27 protein-coding genes and 4 tRNA genes are annotated in these 23,649 nt (G+C 51.5%); 19 read left to right on the top strand and 12 right to left on the bottom strand.

Features of this window, described 5'->3' with window-relative positions:
* The first annotated feature begins 47 nt into the window (after positions 1–47).
* From pabC to F7R27_RS16315, 7 genes are all read left to right on the top strand, one after another.
* Positions 48–878, top strand: coding sequence for an aminodeoxychorismate lyase (gene pabC / locus F7R27_RS16345; RefSeq protein ID WP_151705337.1), 831 nt, complete (start codon positions 48–50; stop codon positions 876–878).
* The gene (mltG, locus tag F7R27_RS16340; RefSeq protein WP_151705336.1) at positions 872–1,906 is read left to right on the top strand and encodes an endolytic transglycosylase MltG; all 1,035 of its coding nucleotides are present in this window, start codon (positions 872–874) and stop codon (positions 1,904–1,906) included. The genes pabC and mltG overlap by 7 nt, the downstream gene beginning before the upstream one ends.
* A gap of 3 nt (positions 1,907–1,909) precedes the next feature.
* A complete protein-coding gene (tmk, locus tag F7R27_RS16335; protein WP_151705335.1) occupies positions 1,910–2,533 on the top strand; it encodes a dTMP kinase in 624 nt (207 codons plus the stop codon).
* Entirely contained in the window at positions 2,530–3,522 is a 993-nt protein-coding gene (locus tag F7R27_RS16330; RefSeq protein ID WP_240776410.1) for a DNA polymerase III subunit delta', read from the top strand. The genes tmk and F7R27_RS16330 overlap by 4 nt, the downstream gene beginning before the upstream one ends.
* A 20-nt stretch (positions 3,523–3,542) precedes the next feature.
* Entirely contained in the window at positions 3,543–3,893 is a 351-nt protein-coding gene (locus F7R27_RS16325; RefSeq protein ID WP_151705334.1) for a PilZ domain-containing protein, read from the top strand.
* 8 nt (positions 3,894–3,901) lie between these two features.
* On the top strand, positions 3,902–4,687 hold the full coding sequence (locus tag F7R27_RS16320) for a TatD family hydrolase (RefSeq protein WP_151705333.1): 786 nt from the start codon (positions 3,902–3,904) through the stop codon (positions 4,685–4,687).
* Positions 4,688–4,787: 100 nt separating this feature from the next.
* Positions 4,788–5,888, top strand: coding sequence for a malate dehydrogenase (locus F7R27_RS16315; protein ID WP_151705332.1), 1,101 nt, complete (start codon positions 4,788–4,790; stop codon positions 5,886–5,888).
* Positions 5,889–5,965: 77 nt separating this feature from the next.
* Here F7R27_RS16315 and F7R27_RS16310 read toward each other — a convergent pair whose 3' ends face one another.
* From F7R27_RS16310 to F7R27_RS16280, 7 genes are all read right to left on the bottom strand, one after another.
* Entirely contained in the window at positions 5,966–6,547 is a 582-nt protein-coding gene (locus F7R27_RS16310; RefSeq protein ID WP_151705331.1) for a chemotaxis protein CheW, read from the bottom strand.
* Between the two features lie 136 nt (positions 6,548–6,683).
* Complete coding sequence (locus tag F7R27_RS16305) at positions 6,684–7,580, bottom strand: NAD(P)-dependent oxidoreductase (protein ID WP_151705330.1); 897 nt, start codon at positions 7,578–7,580, stop codon at positions 6,684–6,686.
* 22 nt (positions 7,581–7,602) lie between these two features.
* Positions 7,603–7,938, bottom strand: a complete 336-nt coding sequence (locus F7R27_RS16300) for a TusE/DsrC/DsvC family sulfur relay protein (protein ID WP_151705329.1) — start codon at positions 7,936–7,938, stop codon at positions 7,603–7,605.
* 2 nt (positions 7,939–7,940) lie between these two features.
* Complete coding sequence (gene tusB, locus F7R27_RS16295; RefSeq protein WP_151705328.1) at positions 7,941–8,225, bottom strand: sulfurtransferase complex subunit TusB; 285 nt, start codon at positions 8,223–8,225, stop codon at positions 7,941–7,943.
* A complete protein-coding gene (gene tusC / locus F7R27_RS16290) occupies positions 8,225–8,590 on the bottom strand; it encodes a sulfurtransferase complex subunit TusC (RefSeq protein ID WP_151705327.1) in 366 nt (121 codons plus the stop codon). The genes tusB and tusC overlap by 1 nt, the downstream gene beginning before the upstream one ends.
* A gap of 1 nt (position 8,591) precedes the next feature.
* The gene (gene tusD, locus F7R27_RS16285; protein ID WP_151705326.1) at positions 8,592–8,984 is read right to left on the bottom strand and encodes a sulfurtransferase complex subunit TusD; all 393 of its coding nucleotides are present in this window, start codon (positions 8,982–8,984) and stop codon (positions 8,592–8,594) included.
* 75 nt (positions 8,985–9,059) lie between these two features.
* Positions 9,060–9,740: a Bax inhibitor-1/YccA family protein gene (locus tag F7R27_RS16280; RefSeq protein WP_151705325.1), complete on the bottom strand. Its 681-nt coding sequence runs from the start codon at positions 9,738–9,740 to the stop codon at positions 9,060–9,062.
* 118 nt (positions 9,741–9,858) lie between these two features.
* Here F7R27_RS16280 and F7R27_RS16275 point away from each other — a divergent pair.
* From F7R27_RS16275 to F7R27_RS18660, 5 genes are all read left to right on the top strand, one after another.
* Positions 9,859–9,946: transfer RNA gene (locus F7R27_RS16275), tRNA-Ser, on the top strand.
* Between the two features lie 35 nt (positions 9,947–9,981).
* Entirely contained in the window at positions 9,982–10,758 is a 777-nt protein-coding gene (locus F7R27_RS16270) for a pseudouridine synthase (protein ID WP_151705324.1), read from the top strand.
* Between the two features lie 78 nt (positions 10,759–10,836).
* Complete coding sequence (mtnN, locus tag F7R27_RS16265; RefSeq protein WP_151705323.1) at positions 10,837–11,604, top strand: 5'-methylthioadenosine/S-adenosylhomocysteine nucleosidase; 768 nt, start codon at positions 10,837–10,839, stop codon at positions 11,602–11,604.
* A gap of 24 nt (positions 11,605–11,628) precedes the next feature.
* On the top strand, positions 11,629–12,498 hold the full coding sequence (locus F7R27_RS16260; RefSeq protein ID WP_151705322.1) for an NAD(P)-dependent oxidoreductase: 870 nt from the start codon (positions 11,629–11,631) through the stop codon (positions 12,496–12,498).
* A gap of 130 nt (positions 12,499–12,628) precedes the next feature.
* Positions 12,629–12,769, top strand: a complete 141-nt coding sequence (locus F7R27_RS18660) for a hypothetical protein (protein ID WP_168927541.1) — start codon at positions 12,629–12,631, stop codon at positions 12,767–12,769.
* An 89-nt stretch (positions 12,770–12,858) separates the two neighbouring features.
* Here F7R27_RS18660 and F7R27_RS16255 read toward each other — a convergent pair whose 3' ends face one another.
* Together F7R27_RS16255 and F7R27_RS16250 are read right to left on the bottom strand one after the other, a co-directional pair.
* Positions 12,859–14,418, bottom strand: coding sequence for an ATP-binding protein (locus F7R27_RS16255; protein WP_151705321.1), 1,560 nt, complete (start codon positions 14,416–14,418; stop codon positions 12,859–12,861).
* Positions 14,415–15,269: a DUF1853 family protein gene (locus F7R27_RS16250; RefSeq protein ID WP_168927540.1), complete on the bottom strand. Its 855-nt coding sequence runs from the start codon at positions 15,267–15,269 to the stop codon at positions 14,415–14,417. Before F7R27_RS16250 ends, F7R27_RS16255 begins: the two co-directional genes overlap by 4 nt.
* A gap of 73 nt (positions 15,270–15,342) precedes the next feature.
* On the opposite strand from F7R27_RS16250, the gene F7R27_RS16245 reads away from it, so the two are divergent.
* From F7R27_RS16245 to F7R27_RS16220, 6 genes are all read left to right on the top strand, one after another.
* Positions 15,343–15,657 carry an excinuclease ABC subunit C gene (locus F7R27_RS16245; RefSeq protein ID WP_151705319.1) on the top strand — a complete coding sequence of 105 codons (315 nt, stop codon included), beginning with the start codon at positions 15,343–15,345 and terminating at the stop codon, positions 15,655–15,657.
* A 27-nt stretch (positions 15,658–15,684) separates the two neighbouring features.
* A complete protein-coding gene (uvrC, locus tag F7R27_RS16240; protein WP_151705318.1) occupies positions 15,685–17,544 on the top strand; it encodes an excinuclease ABC subunit UvrC in 1,860 nt (619 codons plus the stop codon).
* A 33-nt stretch (positions 17,545–17,577) separates the two neighbouring features.
* Positions 17,578–18,126: a CDP-diacylglycerol--glycerol-3-phosphate 3-phosphatidyltransferase gene (gene pgsA, locus F7R27_RS16235; RefSeq protein WP_151705317.1), complete on the top strand. Its 549-nt coding sequence runs from the start codon at positions 17,578–17,580 to the stop codon at positions 18,124–18,126.
* An 85-nt stretch (positions 18,127–18,211) separates the two neighbouring features.
* Positions 18,212–18,287: transfer RNA gene (locus F7R27_RS16230), tRNA-Gly, on the top strand.
* Positions 18,288–18,310: 23 nt separating this feature from the next.
* A tRNA-Cys gene (locus F7R27_RS16225) sits at positions 18,311–18,384 on the top strand.
* Between the two features lie 70 nt (positions 18,385–18,454).
* Positions 18,455–18,541, top strand: a tRNA-Leu gene (locus F7R27_RS16220).
* A gap of 9 nt (positions 18,542–18,550) precedes the next feature.
* Here the strand turns inward: F7R27_RS16220 and F7R27_RS16215 are convergent.
* From F7R27_RS16215 to rimO, 3 genes are all read right to left on the bottom strand, one after another.
* Positions 18,551–19,930, bottom strand: a complete 1,380-nt coding sequence (locus F7R27_RS16215) for a GTPase/DUF3482 domain-containing protein (RefSeq protein WP_151705316.1) — start codon at positions 19,928–19,930, stop codon at positions 18,551–18,553.
* Positions 19,927–21,363 carry a DUF2868 domain-containing protein gene (locus tag F7R27_RS16210; protein WP_151705315.1) on the bottom strand — a complete coding sequence of 479 codons (1,437 nt, stop codon included), beginning with the start codon at positions 21,361–21,363 and terminating at the stop codon, positions 19,927–19,929. Before F7R27_RS16210 ends, F7R27_RS16215 begins: the two co-directional genes overlap by 4 nt.
* 90 nt (positions 21,364–21,453) lie before the next feature.
* Positions 21,454–22,770 (bottom strand): 30S ribosomal protein S12 methylthiotransferase RimO, encoded by a 1,317-nt coding sequence (rimO, locus tag F7R27_RS16205; protein ID WP_151705314.1) that lies wholly within the window; start codon positions 22,768–22,770, stop codon positions 21,454–21,456.
* 142 nt (positions 22,771–22,912) lie between these two features.
* Here rimO and F7R27_RS16200 point away from each other — a divergent pair, with 142 nt between their 5' ends.
* Positions 22,913–23,575, top strand: coding sequence for a DNA-binding protein (locus F7R27_RS16200; RefSeq protein ID WP_151705313.1), 663 nt, complete (start codon positions 22,913–22,915; stop codon positions 23,573–23,575).
* Positions 23,576–23,649: the final 74 nt, after the last annotated feature.

Genomic DNA, 23,649 nt, shown 5'->3' with positions numbered 1-23,649 from the left:
ATCGATCTCCGGGGCCTTGCTGGCCCCGACTTTTGAAAGCTGAGCATATGGCCGATCCGACTACCTGGCTCAACGGTGTTGAAAGAGATACTCTCGCCATCTCAGATCGAGGTTTGAGTTATGGCCATGGTGTCTTTGAAACGATCCTGCTGAAGGAGGGGGAGCTGAGTCTGTGGCCTTTGCACCTGCAGCGGCTGATACTTGGTTGTGTCAGGCTGGGTATCCCGACTGACGGGCTGGAGCAGGCGCTTGAGTCCGATCTGTCATGCCTGCCACAGGGTCATACCGGTATTGTCAAACTCATTATCACTTGTGGTCCGGGCGGAAGAGGCTACGCGACGCCCGATAATGCCCAGGTCTCTCGTATCATCCAACTGAGCCCATTACCCGAATATACGGAGCAGCCCGCCGAGAAAGGGATAGCGGTCTGCTATTGCAGTACACGTCTTGCGATTCAGCCACTGCTTGCGGGAATTAAACATCTGAATCGGCTGGAGCAGGTGTTGGCACGTGCGGAGTGGCAGGGAAGCATCTACCGCGAAGGGATTGTCTGCAGTATGGAGGGTGAATTGATAGAGGCGACCATGAGCAATCTGTTTTTTGTGCGTCAGGGCGTACTTTGCACACCGGACTTGAGTCGCTGTGGTGTGGCCGGTGTCATGCGTGCCAGAATACTGCAGATAGCACAGCAAAACAAAATGGTTATCGCTGTGGGTAGATATTGGCCGCGAGTGCTGGATGACGCCGATGAGGTGTTCATCTGTAACAGTTTGATTGGTATCTGGCCAGTGATATCCCTGGAAGGGCGTTCATTCTCACCCGGTCCAGTGACCAGGCGCCTGCAACAAGAATTGGAAAAGAGCGGTTTGGGATGTTGAAAAAACTATTCTATGTATTACTGATCAGTCTGCTGCCCATTTTTGGCGCGGTTGTGTATGGATGGCACCTTATGGAGGAGCAGATGCATGCCAGTCTGCCGTTGAATGAAGAGCGTACGCTGCAAGTCAGAAGCGGCACAAGCTTCAATCAACTGATCCGCCAGCTGCAACAGGAGGGACTGGTCGGTAATACTGAGTTGGTTCGCTTTTATGCCAGACTCAACCCAGAGATTACCGCGATTAAGGCCGGTGAATACCGCCTGCAACCTGGACAGTCTTTGCTGCAGGTACTGGATCGTATGGGGCGCGGTGATGTCGTGCGCCATTATTTTACTCTGGTTGAAGGGCACACCTTTAGGGATGTTCTGCTGGCATTGGGTGCAGATGATCGTATTACCCAAACACTTGATGAGATCAGTGACGAAGCTCTGATGGAGTCGCTGGGCAGTCCCGATGTTGCACCTGAAGGGATGTTCCTGGCAGAAACCTATCAGTTCCAGCGTCATGACAGAGATGTGGACCTGTTGCGCCGGGCGCACAGGGACCTGATGGCGTTTCTTGAGCAGCAGTGGGAAGCTCGAGACGAGTCTCTGCCTTATGCATCGCCCTATGAGGCATTGATCATGGCTTCAATCATTGAAAAAGAGACAGGTGTACCTGAGGAGAGAGCAAAAATTGCCGGTGTCTTTGTACGAAGACTGGAGATAGGTATGCGCCTTCAGACGGATCCTACGGTGATCTATGGCATGGGGGATGCCTATGAAGGCCGTATTCGCCGTGCAGACTTGCAGCGACCGACGCCCTATAACACCTATACGATCAACGGACTGCCACCGACCCCCATCTCGCTGGTTGGCCGTGAAGCGATAGTCGCGGCCTTCAACCCTGAGCCGGGTGAGTGGCTCTATTTTGTTGCCAAGGGTGATGGCACCCACCAGTTCTCACGCACGCTCCAGGAGCATAATGCAGCTGTGCGTCAGTACCAGCTTAACAGACGCAGCGACTATCGCTCTTCGCCAGGAGGTTGAACCATGCGTGGGCGCTTTATCACGATCGAAGGTATCGAGGGTGTCGGTAAAAGTTCCAATCTGGCGTTTATCCGTGATTGGATTGAGTCGATGGGTATCGAAGTGGTGGTGACTCGCGAGCCAGGTGGTACACCGTTGGCGGAAGAGATAAGAGAGCTGCTGCTTTCTCCTCGAAATGAGGTGGTGGATGAAACCAGTGAACTGCTGCTGGTGTTTGCAGCCAGGGCGCAGCATCTGAATACCAGGATATTGCCTGCCATTGAACGCGGCGCCTGGGTGTTATCCGATCGTTTCACGGATGCCACCTATGCTTATCAGGGCGGTGGCAGGGGGCTTAACAAAGCGCTTATAGAGCAGTTGGAGGAGCTGGTGCAGAAATCGGTTCGCCCGGGTCTGACCTTTCTGCTTGATGTGCCTGTTGAGATAGGTCTGGCCAGGGCACGAAGCAGAAGTGAGCCGGATCGCTTTGAGGCTGAACAGTCGGCTTTTTTTGAGCGTGTTCGCAACGCCTATCTTGAGCGTGCCGCTTTGCAGCCTGAACGCTTTGCAATCATTGATGCGTCACCTTCATTATCGGAGGTGCAGAAGCAGATAGCTGTAGTGCTGAAGGGGCTGGAGTGGCGATGATGCATCAGGCAGAGGTGCTTCCCTGGGCCTGGACTCAATGGCAGCAGGTCATAAAACAACACCGCAGTGGCAGACTGCCTCATGCGTTGTTGCTTGCCGGAGTGGCGGGTACAGGCAAGTCAGCTTTTGCTGAAACGCTGGCTAATCTTCTGTTATGCCATCACCCTGATGAGTCCAGCCCCTGTGGGCACTGCAAAAGCTGTCAGTTGCTGGAGGGTGGCAATCACCCAGACCTGATACACCTCAGTCCTGAAGAGCCCGGTAAACCGATCAAGGTAGATCAAATCAGAGATCTGGGCCAGATGCTGCATAGCACGGCGCAGCAGGGTGGCTATCGTGTCGTGATCATGAATCCGGCAGAGGCGATGAATATCGCTGCAGCGAATGCCTTGCTTAAGTCACTGGAGGAGCCGGGGAATGACACATTGCTGCTGCTGGTTTCAGACCGCCCCGGACAGTTGATGCCGACCATTCGCAGCCGCTGTCAGCGTATTGATATACCATTGCCAGATGCAGATACAGCTTGTGAGTGGCTTGCCGCACAGCTCAATGGCGATCAGACACGTGCACGGCAATTGCTGGGCATAACGCGCGGCTCTCCTTTCAAAGCTCTCAGTCTGGCAGGGGGAGACCTCATGCCGGTTCGCGCCGAGCTGTTGAAAGGGCTGAGTGATATTCTGAAAAATCGAATATCACCACTTTTACTCGCAGAGAAGATGCTAAAGCAGGATACTCTGTTGATTCTGGACTGGCTGCAAAGCGTTTTAGCAGATATAGTCAGAGTACAAAGCGCGGAGGAGATTGCGTTAGTAAACAGTGATATGAGTAAGATGCTGTTTGCTGTTGCTAAAAATACAACAGCCGCTAAAATTTTCTCCATGCTGGATCATATTCAAGCTGAAAGATTTGGGTTGTTTCAGCGGCATAATCTCAATCGCCAGCTGTTGTTGGAGCGATTGTTTTTTGACTGGGCCGATCTGGTCCGTTAGTCGAGGGAGTAAGGCATCAGATGTCGATAGTACCCAGAATCAGTCACGGTATACTGTCGCTGACTATCGAGAATAAAGAGGACTTATATAAATCCTTCATGCCTTTTGTCAGTTATGGCGGCCTGTTCATTCCAACCACCCGCTCGTACCAGCTTGGGGAGGAGGTATTCATGCTGCTGACCCTGATGGAGGAGCCGGATAAAATTCCTGTCACCGGCAAGGTGATCTGGGTAACGCCCAAGGCTGCACAGGGCGGACGTGTGCCAGGTATCGGCATACAGTTGACTTCGGATGATGCCGCGCTGGTCCGTAAAATTGAAAACTATCTTGCCGGTGCGCTCAACAGTTCGCGGCGAACCTACACTATCTGAAGATAATTATGTTTATTGATTCCCACTGTCATCTCGACAGGCTTGATCTGTCTCGCCATAACCACTCTTTTGCCGAAGTGATCCGCCAGGCCCAGGAGCAACAGGTCAATCAGATGCTCTGTGTTTCCATCGATCTCGACCAGTTTGAGACGATGCACAAGACGATTGAGGATTACGATAATATATTCGCTTCTGCCGGTGTCCATCCGATGCATGTCGACGAACAGCCTTTTAACGAGGTGCGTCTTCGCGAAGCCGCTGCACGTGAGCGGGTGGTAGCAATTGGGGAGACGGGTCTGGATTACTATTACAGCAAGGAGCATGCTGATGCCCAGCATGAGAGCTTTGCCGGACATCTGAGAGTTGCGGGTGATCTGGGGCTGCCGGTTATTGTTCATACGCGTGATGCGCGTGAGGACACGCTCAGGCTGATCAGGCAGCATGGTAATCTGGACACTGCAGGTGTGCTGCACTGCTTTACGGAGTCTCTGGAGATGGCTCAGGCAGCCATCGAAGTGAACTATATGGTTTCTTTCTCCGGGATCATTACTTTCCGAAATGCACAGGAGTTGCGTGATGTAGTAAAGGCTCTGCCGCTGGATCGCATACTGATAGAAACTGACTCACCCTATCTCGCACCGGTTCCTTATCGTGGTAAGCAGAATCAACCAGCGTATGTGCCTGAAGTGGCTCGCTGCGTAGCTGATATTCGGGGAATTTCAATAGAAGAGGTTGCACAGGCAACGCGCGAGAACTTCTTCAGGTTATTTTCAAAAGCGACACCAATCAATTAATTTACCCCTTATAGAACAAATTTTTCTATATCTCCTTCATCTATTGGACGATCTGGTCTAAGCTGGGTTTTTACCCAGCCTATTAGACCAAGGTATAAGTATGAGACGTCCTATACGCATTGCGGTAACTGGCGCTGCCGGCGCTATCAGTAATAATCTGCTATTTAAAATTGCCAGTGGTGAGATGATGGGGTTTGACCAACCTGTCATCATGCAACTGATAGAGGTTCCCGGCCGCATGGAGGCCTTGCGCGGTATCGCGATGGAGCTTGAGGATTGTGCTTTTCCTCTGCTGCACACCATAACTCTGCATGATAATGTCGAGGAGGGCTTTGAAAACATCCATTATGCGCTGCTGATAGGAGCCTACCCCCGTGGCCCGGGTATGGAGCGCAGGGATCTGCTGGAGATGAATGCCGAGATCTTTGCCCGTCAGGGGAAGGCGCTGAATGACTTTGCCAACCGGGATGTCAAAATTCTGGTAGTCGGAAACCCGGCCAACACCAATGCGCTGATTGCCAGTCGTAACGCACCCAAGTTGAGCCCTTCGCAGTTCACTGCACTGACGCGTCTGGATCATAACCGTGCCAAAGGCATTCTTGCCAACCACACAGGCGCCAATCCCAGGAATATCAGCCGCATCGTGATCTGGGGCAACCATTCAACCACCCAGTTTCCCGATCTGCATCATGCCACGATTCTGGAGGAGCCCGCGATGCAGCAGGTTTCAGAGGAGTGGTATCGTAGCGTTTATATACCCAAGGTACAGCAGCGTGGCGGTGAGATCATTGCCGCACGGGGGCAGTCAAGTGCCGCCTCTGCTGCTCAGGCGATTGTCGATCATATGCATGATTGGGTGCTGGGAACGGCGCCGGGCGAAATCGTCAGCATGGGGATATTCAGTGATGGCAGCTATGGTATCCAGAAGGGGATCGTCTACTCTTTCCCCGTCAGATGTGACTATGGCCGCTACCAGATCGTCAAGGGGCTGGAAATCAATGAGTGGAGTCGACAGCAGATGCATCTGACTGAGCAGGAGTTACTGGATGAAAAAAGTGCAGTGAATCATCTGTTGCCACCGGAAACTGCGGCCTCGCATGAAGACCTGTCGATTTGCCTGCGCTCAGGTGTAACGCTTTACGCAGATGGTACTGGCCCGCAGGCCTCATCCAAGTATCTGACGACGAATCGCGTTCTTTAGTAGACACACTTTAGCATTTTAATGAAAAGGCCGGAGCTGCTGTAGCGCCCGGCCTTATTTTTATGCCGCAGGATCAATCAATGTGCGAAGTCATCATCCGCTACAGATGGCGTGATGCTCAGCAGCATTTTGGTCAGATCAAGCAGAATGATCAGGATATTGTTGTGGTAGCAAACGCCCTGAACAAAGCGCTTGGTGGATTCGTCACTATTCAGGCTTGGCGCGCGATCCACGCGGTTCTGTGGCAGGTTGATAACCTCATCGACGCTGTCGACCACCAGGCCTATCACTTCCTTGTCATTCAGTTCAACGACGATGATGCGTGTATCATCGTTGTAGTCGACTTCAGGTAGTTTGAACAGACGACGGGTATCAATGACCGTGACGACATTACCACGAACATTGATGATGCCCAGTACAGAGGCGTCGGCACCAGGAACAGGTGTGATCTCGACAAATCGCAGCACCTCTTTAACCTGCATGACGTCTATGCCGAACAGCTCCTGTTTGACGCGAAATGTCGCCCACTGGTGATAGACGATCTCCTCTTTCTCACTGCGTCGTCCAGAATCAGCCTCTTTCTGGGCTTTGCCCTTGGCTTTGTTCTGGTTGGTACCCTGGAGCATTTTAAGCTGTTCTGCTGCTGCTTCTAGACCCATAGCTTAATGTCCTTTCTTGATACTGTTCAGTTTTTATTCCGACCCAGCAGGGCCGCTGATATTAAATTTGATTAACCAGAGTATCCCACAGCCACTATCAGTTTGAAAAGACAGAGTTTGATTTTGTTGCTCTGTTTTAAATCTCACGATTCAGCTTGGTTCTGTTTTTCGCTTCCAACTGTAGTAGCAGGCCGCTGTGGTCGACATCTTCAAGACCTTTGCTGGCAAGTTCCAGGTATTCGTTATAAGCCTGCTCGGTCAAGGGAAGTGTCAGATCTTCTTCTCGTGCCGTATCCAGTATAGTACGCAGGTCTTTGAGCTGCACTCTGGAGGTGGCACCAGGTTTGAAGTGCCTGTCGAGCATCCGTTGTCCATGCAGATCCAGAATCCTGCTGCTGGCAAAGCCGCCCATCAGTGCTTCACGGACAGCCGCCGGATTGGCCCCGCCCCGTGCTGCAAGCAGCAGCGCTTCGGCGACAGCACCGATAGTGATGCCGACTATGGCCTGATTGGCGCATTTCGCCAGCTGTCCGGATCCTGCAGGGCCGATATAGGTGGACTGTTTGCCGAGTGTGTTGAAAATCACTTCGGCACGTTTGAAGTCCTCTTCTGTGCCACCAGCCATGATCGACAGGCTTGCTGCTTCTGCGCCGGCTGTTCCGCCGGATACCGGTGCGTCAAGATATGCCAGTTCCTTTGCCTGACACTGTTGTGCATGGTTCTTGGCCAGGGACGGGGGGATGGAGCTCATATCAATCAGGAGCGTGCCCGCTTCAAGCTGATCCAGCATGCCGCTCTGGTATATCAGGCTATCCACTATCTGGCCTGTTTCCAGCATTGTAATGATAACTTGAACACCTGCGACTGCATCCTCAGGATGATCAAAAACCAGACCGCCGTCAGCAGCAAGATTCTCGGCTTTGTGGCGTGTACGGTTCCACAAATGAACTGTAAAACCGGCCTTCAGCAGGTTCCTGGCCATCGGTGTACCCATCAGGCCGATGCCCAGAAATGCTACTATCGGTTTGGACATGTTGGTTCTCCTTAAGGGGTTCTCATAGACAGTTATCAGGTCTTGGCAGACCTGCAATACGTGCAGCACGTTTGGCCGGGCTTCCGGGGAACAGTTGCATCAGGTAGATGCTTTTCCCTTTATCAGGACCCAATGCCAGGCTTACTGCTTTGCAGAGGGGGCGCATGGCGGGAGAATGCTCATACACTTGATAGAACTGCCTCAATACATCCAGAACTTCATAATGCTCCGGGGTCAGTGTGATCGACTCCTGTGTCGCAATCGCTTGCGCCACGTCTAGTGTCCAGGCTGCGGCATCGACCAGATAGCCATCGCTGTCCAGCTCATGTAAAACGCCCTGAACCTCGATATATGGCATGCTCAAAACCAGCTCACAACTCTATCGTGTTGAGTGCACAGTCCAACAAAGCCATCATCATCCACCAGCTCAGTGCCGCTCAGTTGGTGAAGGCCACGGGCAAGTACATCAGCTTTGAGGGCTCGAATATGAGACACATCATTCAGCACACTGATATGACTGGGCAAAGCCCAGTAAACACCATCCTCTATCAGCAGAAGCGTGTCATCATTGGCCATGGTCGAGAGACATTCCTCCAGACAACTGGCATGTGAGGGGCCGCGGTTGAGTGTATGTAATGTAGGCATCAGATGGTAATCACTATGTCATGCTCCGCGATCAGAGCCGGGAGTTGTTCTGCATTGATCAGCTCAATAGGAATGCTGAGTTGATCAGTCGAGAGCCCGTGTTTCTGCAGTGCGGTTTCAGGGATAAGAATTCGATCGATATCATACATCGCCAATGAGGCCTGCAATGCATTGAGGTTTTTTTGTGAGACTTCATCAGGTCTATGGTCGCGGATCAGTTGCAGCACGGCATCACCCAGCAGCAGCAGGGTCACGGGTTGTTCGAATACCGAGCAGGTGAGGGCAATATCCAGCATCTCTCTGGCGGCAGAAGTGCCATAGGGGGCTGAGCGGCTGATCAGTAAAAAACGCTTATTAATGCTCATATCAGCCTCCAAAGGTGATGACGCGATCAGAGGCCAGGCTGGCTTCAACCAGTTGTCCGAGTCCTGACAGTTCAAAGGCTGAATGAAGGTTGTCGCCGCGGCGTTCGTAACGTTTTGCCTCGGTGGCATCCAGCACACCGCGACGGATTGCGGCAGCGATGCAAACTACGATATCCAAGTCATGCTCTTCGGCGAGCGCCTGCCATTGCTCAGGCAGGTTCTGCTCATCCCGTGGAGATGATACCAGTGCACTGCCGTTGTGTACCCCGTCGCGATAGAAAAAAATACGGTGGAGAGTATGCCCCTGACGAAGCAGGGCTTTGGCGAAGCGCAGGGCTGTTTCAGGTGCCTGATGCTGATAGGGTGACGCCTGAACGATAAGGGTGAAGATCATCAACTGAATCCCGTTAAAGCAAAAACCCCGCCATTCTTGCGAAGTGGCGGGGTTTTGTAAATAGACAGATCCTGATCAGTCGTTGCTGAAAACACCTACCAGGTGCAGCAGGTGGACGAACAGGTTGTAGATGCTCAGGTACAGGCTGGCAGTTGCCATGATGTAGTTGGTGTAATGCCCGTTGACAATGTTGCTGGTGTCATACAGAACAAAACCGGCCATCAGCAGAACTACAGCGGCAGAGAATGCCAGATGCAGACCGGCAATCTGAACTCCGAACATCGGCAACACAAAGAGCGCTACCATGGCGATCAGCAACACGATGGCACCGGCAGCCAGGAAGCCACCCATAAAGCTGAAATCTTTCTTGGAAGTCAGTACATAAGCAGACAGGCCGAGAAAGGTGAACGCCGTCATGCCCAGAGCAGTCATGACAACCTGACCACCATTGCTCATTGCCAGGTAATGGTTAAGCAGTGGCCCGAGTCCAAAGCCCAGCATACCTGTGAAAGCAAAGATCAGTGGCAGTGCAGCAGCAGTGTTCTGCTTCTTGTGCAGAATGAACAGCATCACGAAACTACCAATGATACTTCCCAGGTACACAAAGAACGATGGGTTGAGTGCCATCGAGATGCCAGCTGTTATAGCACTGAACACCATTGTCATGCCGAGCAGCGTATAGGTGTTGCGTATCATCTTGTTGGTTTGCAGTACCGCCAGATCCGAGCGGTGTGCTGTATGTTGTACGTTTTCCATGGTGCCCCTCATTCTTGTATATCGCAGAAGTTACTATCATCGTTATCTGGATGACGATTTCAAGCTATTTGAACCATTTGACAACGAAAAGTTTCTCCGTAGAATCTCTTTTTCTTGTGGAGGGATGGCTGAGTGGTTGAAAGCACCGGTCTTGAAAACCGACGAGTCGCGAGGCTCCCAGGGTTCGAATCCCTGTCCCTCCGCCACTTTTCACCCTGCCTCCGTTAATCTGGTCTGCCTTGTGACTCAATCCTGCGAACAGTATACGCTTGAAATCCTCCATCTGGATGATTATCTGATATTTGTTCATAAACCCGCTGGCTTGCTGGTTCATCCGAGTTGGATTACTCCGCCAGGTGAGGTCACTCTGGTTGGACTGTTGAAAACACAATTTCCTGAGGAAACGATTCATACTGTACACCGTCTGGACAGGGCTACATCCGGCGTCATGGTGTTCGCGCGCAACAAAGAGGTGGCACAGTCGCTGCAACAGATGTTTCGTGACAGGCTGGTATGCAAAACCTATCTTTGCGTCACTCGTGGCTGGACGGAGCCTCGGGGAGTCATAGATTACGCACTCAAGCCAGAGTATGACAAGTTCGCAGACCCGCTGGCCAATCCGGATAAGGCTCCCAAGGAGGCTGTGACGCATTTCCGTCAGTTGGCTTGTGTTGAGCTTCCGATAGCGGTGGGAAGGTATCCGGTTGCGCGCTATTCGCTGGTAGAGGTGAAGCCTTTAACAGGGCGCAAACATCAGATACGCCGTCATATGAAGCATATATTCCACCCACTTGTCGGTGACACCAAGCATGGAGAAGGGCGACACAACCGGCTGTTTCGTGAACACTTCGGCTGCAACCGACTTCTGCTGATGGCGATCCGGCTGGAGTTGGCGCACCCGGTAACCGGGCAGCACCTGTCAATCACTGCCCATCCAGGCCATGAGATCGATGCTTTGTTTGCGGAACTTGGCTGGCCAGAAGTGGTCGAGCGGGAATATGGCGAAAAACGGCAATAAATACGGCTAACAATTGCGTATTGCAGCCTACATGGTAGCATGTGCCGCTATATCCCATTAAATCGTTTCCGAAGCCAGATGACAGATAATCAATCACTCTCGACCCGCCTGAAAAACCTTGATCGTCGCCCCAGAATTGCACTGATCGGTGCCATGGATCAGGAAATTGATCTGTTGAAATCCTCACTTGAAAACTGCCAGGCATCGAACATTGCCGGTTATGACTTTTATCATGGTACGCTGCATGGCGCTGAAGTCGGGCTACTGAAGTCGGGTATCGGAAAGGTGAATGCAGCAATCGGTACAACTTTGCTGTTGAATAGTTTTAATCCTGATTGCGTCATCAATACCGGTTCTGCCGGTGGTCTTGATCCTGACCTGGCAGTGGGTGATGTCGTCATCTCCTCAGAAGTTCGCCATCACGATGTTGATGTCACCAGTTTTGGTTACGAAATGGGGCAGATGCCTGGTTTTCCGCCCGCATTTCTTCCTGATCCGTTACTGGTTGAAGTGGCAACAGACAGCATCAGAAACGTTGATGGTGTGCAGACGGTTCATGGCCTGATCGCCACAGGCGACAGCTTCATGAGCTGTGAAGAACGCGTTGCAGAGATACGTCGACACTTTCCTGAGCTTAAAGCGGTTGAGATGGAAGCGGCAGCGATCGCTCAGACCTGCTACCAGTTTGGTGTTCCATTCATCATCATTCGTGCACTGTCGGATATTGCCGGCAAGGAATCCAACCTGTCTTTCAAGTCTTTCCTGGAGATTGCGGCAACCCACTCTGCCAAAATGGTCTCAGACATGGTTGAAACACTGGTAAACAAAGCGTCTACCACATCGTAATTTTTATTATCAAGGGGTGTTCAGATGGCAAAGGTTGCATTCATAGGTCTTGGCACCATGGGTTATCCTATGGCTGGCCACCTGGCGCGGAAGGGGCATGAAGTATGTGTCTATAACCGTACCGCTGATAAGGCCGCACACTGGGTGGAAGAGTACAAGGGCGCCTCTGGCCGTACGCCTGGTGAAGCAGCCAAGGGTGCAGCGTTTGTATTTACCTGTGTTGGAAATGATGATGATCTGCGTCAGGTGGTACTGGGTGATGAGGGCGTTTTGAGCACCATGCAACCCGGCACGCTTTTGATTGATCACACGACTGCTTCAGCGGAAGTTGCCCGTGAGCTTTACGCGCTGACGGCCGAGAAAGGGGTCGGCTTTCTTGATGCGCCAGTTTCCGGTGGGCAGGCAGGTGCCAGTAATGGTGTGTTGAGTGTCATGATCGGCGGAGATCAGGAGCAGTTCGAAAAGGCAGAGCCTGTGATGCAGGCTTATGCACTTTCCCAGAAGCTGATTGGCGATGCCGGTGCCGGTCAGTTAGCGAAAATGGTCAATCAGATCTGTATCGCTGGCCTGCTGCAGGGGTTGTCTGAGGCGACACATTTTATCAAGCAGGCTGGGCTTGATGGCGAGAAGGTTTTCGATGTGATTCAACACGGTGCTGCCGGGTCCTGGCAGATGGTGAACCGTAACCGCACCATGCTCAAGGGCGAGTTCGATTTTGGATTTGCTGTTGACTGGATGCGTAAAGATCTCGGCATCGCCTTGAATGAAGCCAGATCCAATGGCGCACAGCTTCCTGTAACAGCACTGGTGGATCAGTTTTATGCGGACATTCAGGCTCAGGGCGGCGGTCGCTGGGATACATCGAGTCTGGTCAAACGCTTGTCAAAGGACTAACTTATAATCAGTTTTGAGCGTTTCTCGGTTTTTAAATGGTCGGAAATTCTATATAATGCGCGCCAAAAAACAGGCATGCATCAGTCTGAAACCGATTTTATTTTAAAAATCAAAGAAAGAGAGACGTTCTATGACTCCCATCGACAAATACAGCATGATTTCCTTCGCACCCAGCATCATGGTTATTCTGGGTGTTGTTGCCATCACTATTGGCGGCATCATCTTCCTGAAGAAGCAGATAGCCAAGGATGCAGAAGCTGCCGGCGAATAAGTTGGTATGAAAGATAAAAAACCACCTCCGGGTGGTTTTTTTATGTCCAAGGATGGGCAGTATGCTGGCAACGCAGGAGCAGTTGCCAGTTATGGCTGCTGTTCTGTGCGTTCCGATAAAGCCTGTTTTATTTTCTGGGCCAGCATCTGTTTTTTATATGGCTTGTTTAGCAGTTGAATGCCGGGCCTTAAGCTGCCGTCATGCAGCATGGTTTCTTCGGTGTAACCCGAGGTGAACAGTATGGGCATTTCCGGGTAGAGCTTTTGAGCCTCAACTGCCAACTGCCTGCCATCAAGCCCTCCCGGCATGACAATGTCGGTGAACAGGAGATCAAACCGGTCGCCCTGCATCAGTATACTCATGGCTTCTACGCCATTTGATGCGCTGACGACCTGGTAGCCCATGATTTTAAGCAGATTGCTCGCATGTGATCTGACCAGGTCATCATCCTCCACCAGCAATATTTTTTCACCACCTCCGGATGTGTTGCTCTGTACAGTTTCTGCTGCTGACTCAGAGCTCTCATGCTGAGCCCTTGGAAGATAAAGCTTGATACGACTTCCTTTCCCCGGTTCAGAGAAAAGCTGCACATGGCCACTTGATTGTCTGGTAAAGCCATACACCATGCTTAAACCCAGGCCACTGCCTTTGCCGGGGTCTTTGGTGGTAAAAAATGGTTCGAACGCCCGCTTGGCAATATCTGCCGACATGCCCCAGCCCGAATCAGATACAGTCAGTTGAATGTACTCACCAGGCATGACCTCTTCGTTCCACGCCGTCACCATCTCACTCAGCACTACATTGGCGAGCTCTATCGTTAATCGACCACCTTCCGGCATGGCATCACGGGCATTGATGCACAGATTCAAGACAGCACTTTCCAACTGGGGTGGGTCAATAAGAACGGCCCATAGATCCTGCTCGGATTTGATCTCTATATCGATATGCGTGCCCAGTGTCCGGCGGATGAGCCCCTCCATGCCTTCAATCAGTTGCCGGATGTCTGTCATTTCAGGAGTCAGTGCCTGCTGGCGGGCAAAGGCCAGCAAACGATGAGTCAGCTCAGCGCCTTTTTCAGCCGCCATTCTGGTCGTCTTGGCCAGTGAATAAAGGTCAGGGTGGCTGGTAAGCTTCTCTGACAGCAGTTCGGCATTGCCCAGGATGACAGTCAGCAGATTATTGAAGTCATGGGCTACACCGCCAGTCAGCTGTCCGATAGCCTTAAGTCGCTCCGACTGCGTCAGTTTGATTGCCATGTGTCGGTTTTCTAGCATTCTGCTGATATGAGCGCTGACTGCCTCCAGCATTTTTTTCTCTTCTCTCAGAAAGAGGGTATCTACAGGTTGGGTTGGATCGAGGCCTGTATAACCAATCTCTATGAATCCAACCTCTTTATTGTCATTAATAATTGGGGATTTGATAGAGGTCACTGGTTCTGACCAGTGTTTACAATGATATGAGACGCCATCCAGTGCTATTCGAGCAACGGCGAGGTCGCCATACTGCATGCTGGGCGGAAGAATATCGATCAGTTCAGCACAGATATCGGCCACAGGCCGATTGTGATCAGCGGTCAGGTTGAGCACCTGATACAGACATTTCAACTCTTTCAGTCTCTCTTGCAACTGCTTAGAGTGCGTCTGTATCATGACATGCCCCAGTCATCAGGCACGATAAAGCCACGTGATGAGGCACCGTCCTCTGTCAGTACAGCAGCCATGACAGGATGCTGCAACCCTTCGAGCTGGACATCAGATAACGCCTGCTGATGATGGCTGCAGGGAATCTCGATAGGAATGAGCCAGTCTTGCTTACTGATCAGTTGTATGTTGTTTACTCCGTAGTGCTCTTTCATGCATGCCAGCTCTGATTGCCTGACCCACCAGCCTCTGTCATGACAGGGGTTCACCAGTATTGGTATAGCAGGCAAAGCCTCCTGCCGCCAGTGGTAGAAGAGGGCACCCTTGATCCATACCGCCTGAGTGAACTGTTCTATTCCCAATGAGGAAAGGGTACTTATACCTTCTGCAGAGCGAGCGATCGGCAGTTGATGGTGCATCATATGCTGCCATTTAGCACCAAGTCTGTCGGCGCGTCCTGGCCCTATGAAGTGATCCATCTGATTGCCGAGGCCATCCAGCAAGTAAAATTTAACGGCAACCTCCAGATGTATCCAGCTATCTGGCATCTGGATCATGAAATCCAGTTCGCCCAGCGTGATATTATCTTTTTTTATCTGTATATTTCTTTTTATATCAGCAACATGCTTATTTAATCTAAAGTAAAGACTGGCTAACTCTTCAAACTGTTTCCCGATACGCCCCTGGCCGAGCACTCCTGTGCCGCTCTTGCCCGGAGCCTGTTCCTCAAATTTTTCCTGTGCATCGCTCAGATCAAGCGTAAGAACAGCAGGTAAGCTGAGTGGCACAGGCGGAAGGATAAGGTCCGGTGCCTGGATCAACCATTGCAGTTGTGCGTTGGCAAGTTCAATATCGGTCATGACAAGGTTCACTTCAGCGGCAAAACAGCCTAAAGTATGCCGCATCAACGCAAAGCCTGACAGAGGTATGATCATGGCGCTGAAAGGCCAGCAAAAAACTGCACAGAAAACAACAAGTGAACTGGATCGTCATCCCATGATGTCCGATTCCGACATTAACACGATTCTCGTCAATGGCGCGCAGATCGCTCTGAGCAAGCTCAAACGAGCAAAATCGTTCGATGCCCGTATCTACTATTACGCCGAAATCGGTGTGTATTTCGAGGTGGGCCTGTCCCGCGGTGCCGGAATCACAGATGATGCAAGAGACCAGCTGCGCTCGATTCATCAGGAGGCAACGCATCTGCACATGGATGCGAATAAAATTCTGAATGCCGTCAAAAGCTGATTATTGGCCATTTATACTGGTTGTCGTGTGAGTAAAACCGAAGAGAACAGTGCTGAAGAGAGCAAGCCGAAATTTGATAGTCAGGCCTTTCTGGCAACCCTGAACACACGCCCCGGTGTGTATCAGATGTATGACGAAGCAGGGCAGATACTTTACGTCGGCAAGGCGCGAAACCTTAAGAATCGGGTCAGCAGTTATTTTCGCGCCAGTGCTGTCGGTACCAAGACTCTGGCACTGGTTGCACGCATACAGCGAATAGAAGTTACCGTCACCAACAGTGAAACCGAAGCGCTGCTGCTGGAGCAGAGCCTGATCAAGCAGCAGCGTCCTCCGTACAATATTCTGTTGCGTGATGATAAATCCTATCCCTATATTTTCATTTCAGACAAAGATACCTATCCGGCTGTGCGTTTTCATCGTGGTGCCAAACGCGCCAAAGGGCGCTACTTCGGTCCCTTCCCAAGCAGTGGAGCCGTGCGGGAAAGTCTTAATCTGCTGCAGAAACTGTTTCGAACCCGGCAGTGTGAAGACAGCTTTTTCAGCAACCGCTCACGACCTTGCCTGCAGTATCAGATCAAACGCTGTACGGCGCCTTGCGTCGGGCTGATCGATCCAGAGCAGTATCAGCGTGATATCCGCCATACGCAGATGTTTCTTGAGGGGCGCAATAAAACCATCATGAGTGAGCTGGCTCAGCAGATGGATGAAGCGGCTTCTGCACTTGATTTCGAGCAGGCAGCAGAGCTGAGGGATCAGATCACCGCCCTGAGAAAAGTGCAGGAACAGCAGTATGTTGATGGTCAGGGTGGGGATGCGGACATTCTTGGATGTTCGATGGGTTCGGGTGCTGTCTGCGTACACGCATTATTTGTTCGTGGCGGGCGCATTATCGGCAGTAAGGTTTATCACCCCAAGGTCAGCGTTGAAGAGAGCGTTGATGAGATACTGTCGGCCTTTATTGCTCAGTTTTATCTGTCATCCGTGCGCGAAATACCTCAGGAGCTGATCACTACGGTTGAGCTTCAGGATGCAGACTGCCTTGAGCAGGCGCTGTCCGAGAAATCCACGCGTAAAGTATCGATCAAACATCGAGTGCGTGGTGATCGTGCTGGCTGGCTGAGGTTGGCGCAGACTAATGCCGAGCAGCAGCTATCGAGTCATCTGGCCAGTAAGCAGAATATCTATAATCGTTTTATCGCGCTGCAGGAGCTGCTGGAGCTTGATACACCCATCCAGCGCATGGAGTGCTTTGATATCAGTCATAGCTCGGGTGAAGCTACAGTGGCGTCCTGCGTTGTGTTTGATGGCAACGGCCCGTTGACCGCCGACTATCGCCATTTCAATATCGAAGATATAACCGGCGGCGATGATTATGCAGCAATGCATCAGGCACTGCACAGGCGCTATACGCGCTTGAAAAAGGGTGAGGGCAAGTTGCCTGATCTGCTGGTGATTGATGGGGGCAAGGGACAGGTGACACAAGCGATGGAAGTGCTTGAAGAGCTTCAGATCACCGAGGTGCTGGTTGTCGGGATCGCAAAAGGGCCGACACGCAAGGCAGGGTTCGAAGTCTTGGTAGCAGGCGACACAGGCAAGGAAACGGTTATCAAGTCTGATTCGCCCGCGCTGCATCTGCTGCAGCATATCCGTGATGAAGCACATCGCTTTGCGATCACGGGGCATCGGGCACGCAGGGGGAAAGCACGCAAGAAATCGCTACTCGAAGATATTCCCGGTGTTGGAGCCAAGCGCAGAAGGGAGTTGCTGAAATATTTCGGCAGCGCCAAGGAGATAGAGAACGCAAGTGTTGAAGAAATTGCAAAAGTCTCTACCATAAGTCGAACCCTTGCGCAGACTATCTACGCAACACTTCATCCCGATAGCTGATCCGCGGAGTCAGAAACATACATGATCCTGTCAATGAAACTACCTAACCTGCTGACACTGATGCGGATTGTGCTGATTCCCGTTTTTGTGCTGGTCTATTATCTGCCATACACCTATTCAGCCTTAGTGGCGGCAGCTATTTTCGGCATTGCAGCACTCACTGATTGGTTGGATGGTTATCTGGCACGTCGTCTTGATCAGTCATCACCTTTCGGCGCCTTTCTGGACCCGGTTGCCGATAAGCTGATGGTAGCCGCAGCATTGGTTATTCTGGTGGAAACCTTTGCCGACCCTTTGATCACCATACCCGCTGTGATCATAGTTGGTAGAGAGATTGTGATATCGGCCCTGCGTGAATGGATGTCTGAAATTGGCGAGCGCGCCAATGTGGCGGTATCCGCGATCGGTAAGGTCAAAACCACATTGCAGATGATATCGCTTCTGGCACTGATTGCAGCACCACCATGGAGCTCAATCTCATGGATCGGTATCTTTGCGCTTTACGGTGCAGCTCTGCTGACCCTCTGGTCTATGCTGCTGTATTTAAGGGCTTCCTGGCCTCATATGAGCAACGATATCTAAGTGGTTAATCTTTAAGCAATTTTATTTCGATTTTACTGTTGACACTGGCGCTGGGTTCTCTATAATACGCCCCACTGTTTGCAACGCGGGAATAGCTCAGTTGGTAGAGCACGACCTTGCCAAGGTCGGGGTCGCGAGTTCGAGTCTCGTTTCCCGCTCCAAACATAGATCAAGAGTTGAAAAAGGCTGGATGGCAGAGTGGTCATGCAGCGGACTGCAACTCCGTGTACGCCGGTTCGATTCCGACTCCAGCCTCCATTTAACACTTGATCGAAACACCTGCAACGCTTTCAAGGCTCTCAAGCCATATCAGAAAGCAGCACTCCCAGCCTGGGTGGTGAAATCGGTAGACACAGGAGACTTAAAATCTCCCGGGCGTTAGCCCGTGCCGGTTCGAGTCCGGCCCTAGGCACCACATCAAGTTTTATTTCAGCTTCTGCTTCAGTTTATCTGCAACTTCGGTAACAAAATGATTTCTACTCTCATCCTGAGAGTCAAAGCGTTTACTGAGTCGTGACCACTGCGGGTTACCATGCAGCTGTTTGATCCAGTCTTGGAACTCTTTCGGCAGATCCTCACCGCTCAGTGACTCAACCGAGAGTGCATCCGTAGCTGCATGACCGCGGCGCTGTAGCTTGTTCAGTAGATCCAGTTGTCGCAGCAACAATACACGCAGAGTTGGTTCAGAGGCACAAACTGAGCGATAGCCTTTGATTCTGGCGTTCAACTCATGCCTGTAGCGCTGGCCGGTTTGCAGCAGAGCGCCTGCCAGGGCGCCTGTAGCGGTTCCTGCCCCCAGCGACATGCCGGCGGTAAACAGATCGAAACCGGCGCCAAGCAGGGCTCCTTTGGCTGCTCCTGAGCCGACGGCGATGCCAAAGCGCTGTATATTGCTGTCGTCAAACAGATCAAGCTTCCACTCGCCCTGATCAATACTCAGTTCGGTACTGCTGATAGACGCCAATTGAAAACGGTATAGCTGCAACACGCTTTGCATGCAGCGGGTATCGGCATCACGTATTTTTTCTTGCAGAGCAGATTGCGCTGCGTCGATGGATGCCGTGTTATTGGCGCAGTCGATATATAAACCACCAGCATCCACCATCAGTTCAGAGATCATCAGACAGGCGCTTTCAACCAGCTCTGATCGCTGCTGTTCGTGCTGATCGATAATAGACTCCAGCAGCTCATAGCGATCGGATAGAATGGTCTGCATCTGTTTCAGCAGGCGCTTCTCGTCATCCGCCTTGAAGGCAACTGTATCGAAGACAACCTGGGTGTGGAAATTAAGTTGGGCGAGATGCTCTTTCCAGATTTTGGTTTGTGCCGATGCTGATGCTGTGAAGTTAAGGACCGGAATGACGGGCCTGGCCGCATAGGCAAGAATATCCAGCTCATTGATATACTTTCCCAGCACCGGTTCACGCACATCCACCACATAGAAAAACAGCTCATTGCTGAGTAGCTGTCTGATCACTTTGATCTCCTGATCAAAATCAGGGTACAGGTGTGCAATCTGGCAGATTGCCCGCAAAGACTCCAGGCGATCTATCCCCTCTGTTTTCTGCAACTCCTCAAGCGTTGTCAGCAATCCGATCGAGTCTTCAAAGCCGGGTGTATCAACAAAGTCGATAGCTGGCTTGCCATCAAGCAGCAGGCTTGCAGCCTCTACGTGGCGGGTTGTGCCGGCATGGTTAGATACTTCGCCAAAGGCTTCATCACGCAGCAAGGTGCGTAGCAACGATGTTTTTCCGGCATTGGTGTGACCAACAACCGCAACCTTGATAGGGTTGGTGAGTGTCATCTATTCTGATCCTTATCAATCACGAATATCTGGTGTGAGGGGATGTGGCAGCGAGCAGAGAGTTGAATCCAATCATCCAGTCGTTCAGGGTGATTGGCCATATCAGCGCTTGAGGCACTAAGACCAATCCATACCACTGTCTGGCTGGATGATTTCTGAATCTGCCTGAGAAAGCGCTCTATCCCCCGATCTGGCGTGCGCAGCAATGAAGTGGCAATTACCAGTGCGTGCCCTTCGTAGCTTTTCAACAGGTCGAACAGCTGTTGTTGTGTCTGGCGATCATTAACCAGATGAAGGACCTTGCCCTGTTTGATCGCTACGGGAGGCCAGTCTGATGAGTTGTCCAGCTCAAATCCGATCCAGTCGGCTGCTTCGGGCCCTTGAGCGGCAAGAGGGCCAACAAGGTCTGATGACGGAGAGGTTGGAGGAAGCGCATCAGGATCCAGAATGCCTGCCTGGCGGGATGGTGGATCAAGGTGTCTGATCAGTTGCTGGTAAAAAGGCTCGGAAAGATCCAGACGAAATGCTTCGCGGCGGGATCTGTAAAGGTGATAACTGACGCCTGCAAGTAAAAGGCGAGGGAGTAGCCCATATACGACGATGCAAAGGATCAGAAAAGTAGCCCACTGAGTGCGAACATCAGCCAACTGGCCTTCCGGTGCACCAAGGCGGCTCTGGGCAACGGTTGTTGCATTTGGCATATCTAGCCCAGTCAGCGAAGGTAGGTAGCTCAGCATGAGTGTCAGATGTGTAAAGGCATCAGCGTCGAGCAATGTTGTCTCCCAGACAAAATTTACCTGCCTGGCCAACAGGATCAAAAGGACACAGGCCAAACCGCCTAGCATGAAACCGGCCCAGCCAAGGTGGCTGATCAGGCTGAAAAGCCAGCGCCCATGTAATGGTTTATAAAGTGTCTTTAATATGTTGATTTGTAATGCTTTTTGATCATTTTTGGTGCCATAAATTGCTGCAACAAATTGCCTGATGATATAGCCAGGCAGAGATGTCAATGAGCTGCTGGATGAGGGGTTGTGATTAAATAGCATCATGGCAACCCAGATAATCAGCATGAGCAGATTCGGGCCAAGCAGCAGTAGAAGCAGCCAGAAAACATTAACGCCACTGATAGAGGGTTGTGCAAATGATTGCAGCGCGGCAAGGGTGCCCAGGGAAAACATCAATACCAAGAACAGTGTCGATAAAACAGATATTTTTCTGGTAGTTGAGTTGATAATCTCTTCCGAGGAGTCATCATGAAAGCGGTTGCAGGCTTTAATGATCCGTGCTTCTTTGGAGGATTTGGCTTCTGGTGATTCAGAAGGGGTGTCGATCAGCTTTGAATTTTCAGACGAAATGGCTGTAAAAATATCAATTAAGCCATTGTTATACCTGGCTTTTACCAGCTCAGCTATCTGACGATCTCGAAAAGTCACAAAGAGTTATCCTTGGCAGTCAGGGCTTGTTCAAAGAGCGATCGAGAAGAGCGTGCAACCCTCATCCATGAGGGTATTGATAGATGGATATCAAATCAGTTCAGCCCACAAGTCATACTCATCTGCATCAACAACGCGAGCGCGCACAATGGTGCCAGGCTGCAGGTGGGTCGCATTATCAATGAAGACCTGACCGTCGATCTCAGGAGCATCGGCCTTGCTTCTGCCGACAGCGCCTTCCTCAACTACTTCATCAATAATGACATCTATCTCTTTCCCGATACGCGCCTGCATTTTGGCAGCGCTGATACGCGCCTGTACGGCCATGAATCTGTCCCAGCGGTCCTGCTTCACATCATCGGGTACAGGCTCGTTGAGTTCATTCGCTGTGGCGCCGTCAACCGGGGAGTACTGGAAGCACCCGACTCGATCAAGCTGAGCCTCTTCCAGAAAATCAAGAAGCAGTTGGAAGTCCTCTTCCGTTTCGCCGGGGAAGCCAACAATAAACGTACTGCGAATCACCAGATCAGGACAGATCTCGCGCCATGCCTTGATGCGTTCGAGATTGTTTTCAGCTGCAGCAGGGCGCTTCATAGCCTTCAATACTCGAGGGCTGGCGTGCTGGAGTGGGATATCAAGATAGGGCAGAATCTTGCCAGCCGCCATCAGTGGAATCACCTTATCAACTGATGGGTAGGGGTAAACATAATGCAGGCGCACCCATACACCAAGATCACCAAGTGCTTCGCACAACTCAAGCATTCGAGTCTTGACCGGGCGCCCATTCCAAAAGCTTAATTTGTACTTGAGGTCTACGCCGTAAGCGCTTGTATCCTGAGATACAATCAAGAGTTCTTTAACGCCCGCTTTAACCAGGCGCTCTGCCTCATTCAGAACGTCGTCCGCTTCACGAGAAACAAGATCGCCACGCATGGAAGGGATGATGCAGAAAGTGCAGCGGTGATTACACCCTTCACTTATTTTTACATAGGCGTAGTGACGAGGTGTCAGCTTTATACCTTGAGGCGGAACCAGGCTGGTAAAGGGGTCGTGAGTCGCTTCGTAAGGCGCGTGCTCATGTACTGCAGAGACGACAGCCTCATAGGCCTGCGGACCTGTGACGGTTAATACCTGCGGGTGCAGTTCCAGAATTTCATCGGCATTAACGCCCATGCAGCCGGTGACAATAACGCGGCCATTTTCCTTGATCGCTTCACCAATTGCATCCAGCGACTCTGCCTTGGCGCTGTCGATAAAGCCACAGGTATTTACCACTACAACATCGGCACCGTCGTAAGAGGGGGATATCTCATAACCTTCAGTACGCAGCTGGGTCAGAATTCTTTCAGAATCCACCAGCGCTTTGGGACACCCCAGACTTACGAAGCCTACCCTTGGTGCGCTCATCTATTACAAACCTCATAAAATACGAAAACGCAATTTTACAGAAAAGTTCAGATCCGTGCGAGATGAGACGTGCCGCAGCTTCAATATAGGCAAAAATAGATCTATAATACATACCAAACAATATGTACTGTGTATTATTAATATGGCAAAACCAAATAGAACGCGTGAACTGGTCCATCAGGCGGCAGATCAGTTGTTGCAACAGGGTACGCGCCCCACGCAGCAGAATGTCAGAGACCTGATTGGTACTGGCAGCCTGACCACCATTAACAAAGCTCTGGGAGAGTGGTGGCAACAGCTGTCACAGCGCATGTCGCGCCAGGAGCAGCATCCTGAACTGCCTGAGCCCGTGTTGACGCTGGCTGCGCAGACATGGGACAGGGCGCTCGCTTATGCCGAAGACAGATTCAGGTCTGAACGTCAGGAGCTGGCGTCAAGGCAGCAGTCGCTTGAGGAGGCTCTCAGGCAGGCGGAGGCGGGTGGTGGTCAGGCAGCGCGAGGTCTCCAGGCGCAAAATGGGAGGTTGCTGGAAAAATGCGAAGTCCTCCATGATGAGAAGCGTGAGCTTGAGCGCCATAACATGCAGCTTGAGGAGCGTACATTTCGCCTGACGGCCGAGAATGAATCCCTGGCCAGGCAGGTGAAAATCGGGGGCGGAGCAGGGCAAGGTGGTAAGGCAGATCTGCTGATAGAGACGCAGGTCAAGGTCAGAATTCAGGAGGAGGAGATTGATCGACTTAAGCGCAAGAACGATGAGCTGCTGAATGAAAACGCACAGCTCAGAAAGCAACTGATGGCGCGATAAACCGTTTTATGCGATCCTCTTCATCAGATTAAGCCGAATTAAACAACACTTCACATAATCTATTTAAGATATTG

The organism is Nitrincola alkalilacustris (assembly GCF_008973755.1).
Taxonomy (GTDB): domain Bacteria; phylum Pseudomonadota; class Gammaproteobacteria; order Pseudomonadales; family Balneatricaceae; genus Nitrincola; species Nitrincola alkalilacustris.
The sequence above is the reverse complement of the archived record's forward strand: the minus strand, read 5'-3'. Positions and strand labels throughout refer to the sequence as shown.

Coding starts and splice junctions, on each gene's coding strand:
- pabC (WP_151705337.1), top strand. CDS start 48: ATGGCCGATCCGACTACCTGGCTCAACGGTGTTGAAAGAGATACTCTC.
- mltG (WP_151705336.1), top strand. CDS start 872: ATGTTGAAAAAACTATTCTATGTATTACTGATCAGTCTGCTGCCCATT.
- tmk (WP_151705335.1), top strand. CDS start 1,910: ATGCGTGGGCGCTTTATCACGATCGAAGGTATCGAGGGTGTCGGTAAA.
- F7R27_RS16330 (WP_240776410.1), top strand. CDS start 2,530: ATGATGCATCAGGCAGAGGTGCTTCCCTGGGCCTGGACTCAATGGCAG.
- F7R27_RS16325 (WP_151705334.1), top strand. CDS start 3,543: ATGTCGATAGTACCCAGAATCAGTCACGGTATACTGTCGCTGACTATC.
- F7R27_RS16320 (WP_151705333.1), top strand. CDS start 3,902: ATGTTTATTGATTCCCACTGTCATCTCGACAGGCTTGATCTGTCTCGC.
- F7R27_RS16315 (WP_151705332.1), top strand. CDS start 4,788: ATGAGACGTCCTATACGCATTGCGGTAACTGGCGCTGCCGGCGCTATC.
- F7R27_RS16310 (WP_151705331.1), bottom strand. CDS start 6,547: ATGGGTCTAGAAGCAGCAGCAGAACAGCTTAAAATGCTCCAGGGTACC.
- F7R27_RS16305 (WP_151705330.1), bottom strand. CDS start 7,580: ATGTCCAAACCGATAGTAGCATTTCTGGGCATCGGCCTGATGGGTACA.
- F7R27_RS16300 (WP_151705329.1), bottom strand. CDS start 7,938: ATGCCATATATCGAGGTTCAGGGCGTTTTACATGAGCTGGACAGCGAT.
- tusB (WP_151705328.1), bottom strand. CDS start 8,225: ATGCCTACATTACATACACTCAACCGCGGCCCCTCACATGCCAGTTGT.
- tusC (WP_151705327.1), bottom strand. CDS start 8,590: ATGAGCATTAATAAGCGTTTTTTACTGATCAGCCGCTCAGCCCCCTAT.
- tusD (WP_151705326.1), bottom strand. CDS start 8,984: ATGATCTTCACCCTTATCGTTCAGGCGTCACCCTATCAGCATCAGGCA.
- F7R27_RS16280 (WP_151705325.1), bottom strand. CDS start 9,740: ATGGAAAACGTACAACATACAGCACACCGCTCGGATCTGGCGGTACTG.
- mtnN (WP_151705323.1), top strand. CDS start 10,837: ATGACAGATAATCAATCACTCTCGACCCGCCTGAAAAACCTTGATCGT.
- F7R27_RS16260 (WP_151705322.1), top strand. CDS start 11,629: ATGGCAAAGGTTGCATTCATAGGTCTTGGCACCATGGGTTATCCTATG.
- F7R27_RS18660 (WP_168927541.1), top strand. CDS start 12,629: ATGACTCCCATCGACAAATACAGCATGATTTCCTTCGCACCCAGCATC.
- F7R27_RS16255 (WP_151705321.1), bottom strand. CDS start 14,418: ATGATACAGACGCACTCTAAGCAGTTGCAAGAGAGACTGAAAGAGTTG.
- F7R27_RS16250 (WP_168927540.1), bottom strand. CDS start 15,269: ATGACCGATATTGAACTTGCCAACGCACAACTGCAATGGTTGATCCAG.
- F7R27_RS16245 (WP_151705319.1), top strand. CDS start 15,343: ATGGCGCTGAAAGGCCAGCAAAAAACTGCACAGAAAACAACAAGTGAA.
- pgsA (WP_151705317.1), top strand. CDS start 17,578: ATGAAACTACCTAACCTGCTGACACTGATGCGGATTGTGCTGATTCCC.
- F7R27_RS16215 (WP_151705316.1), bottom strand. CDS start 19,930: ATGACACTCACCAACCCTATCAAGGTTGCGGTTGTTGGTCACACCAAT.
- rimO (WP_151705314.1), bottom strand. CDS start 22,770: ATGAGCGCACCAAGGGTAGGCTTCGTAAGTCTGGGGTGTCCCAAAGCG.
- F7R27_RS16200 (WP_151705313.1), top strand. CDS start 22,913: ATGGCAAAACCAAATAGAACGCGTGAACTGGTCCATCAGGCGGCAGAT.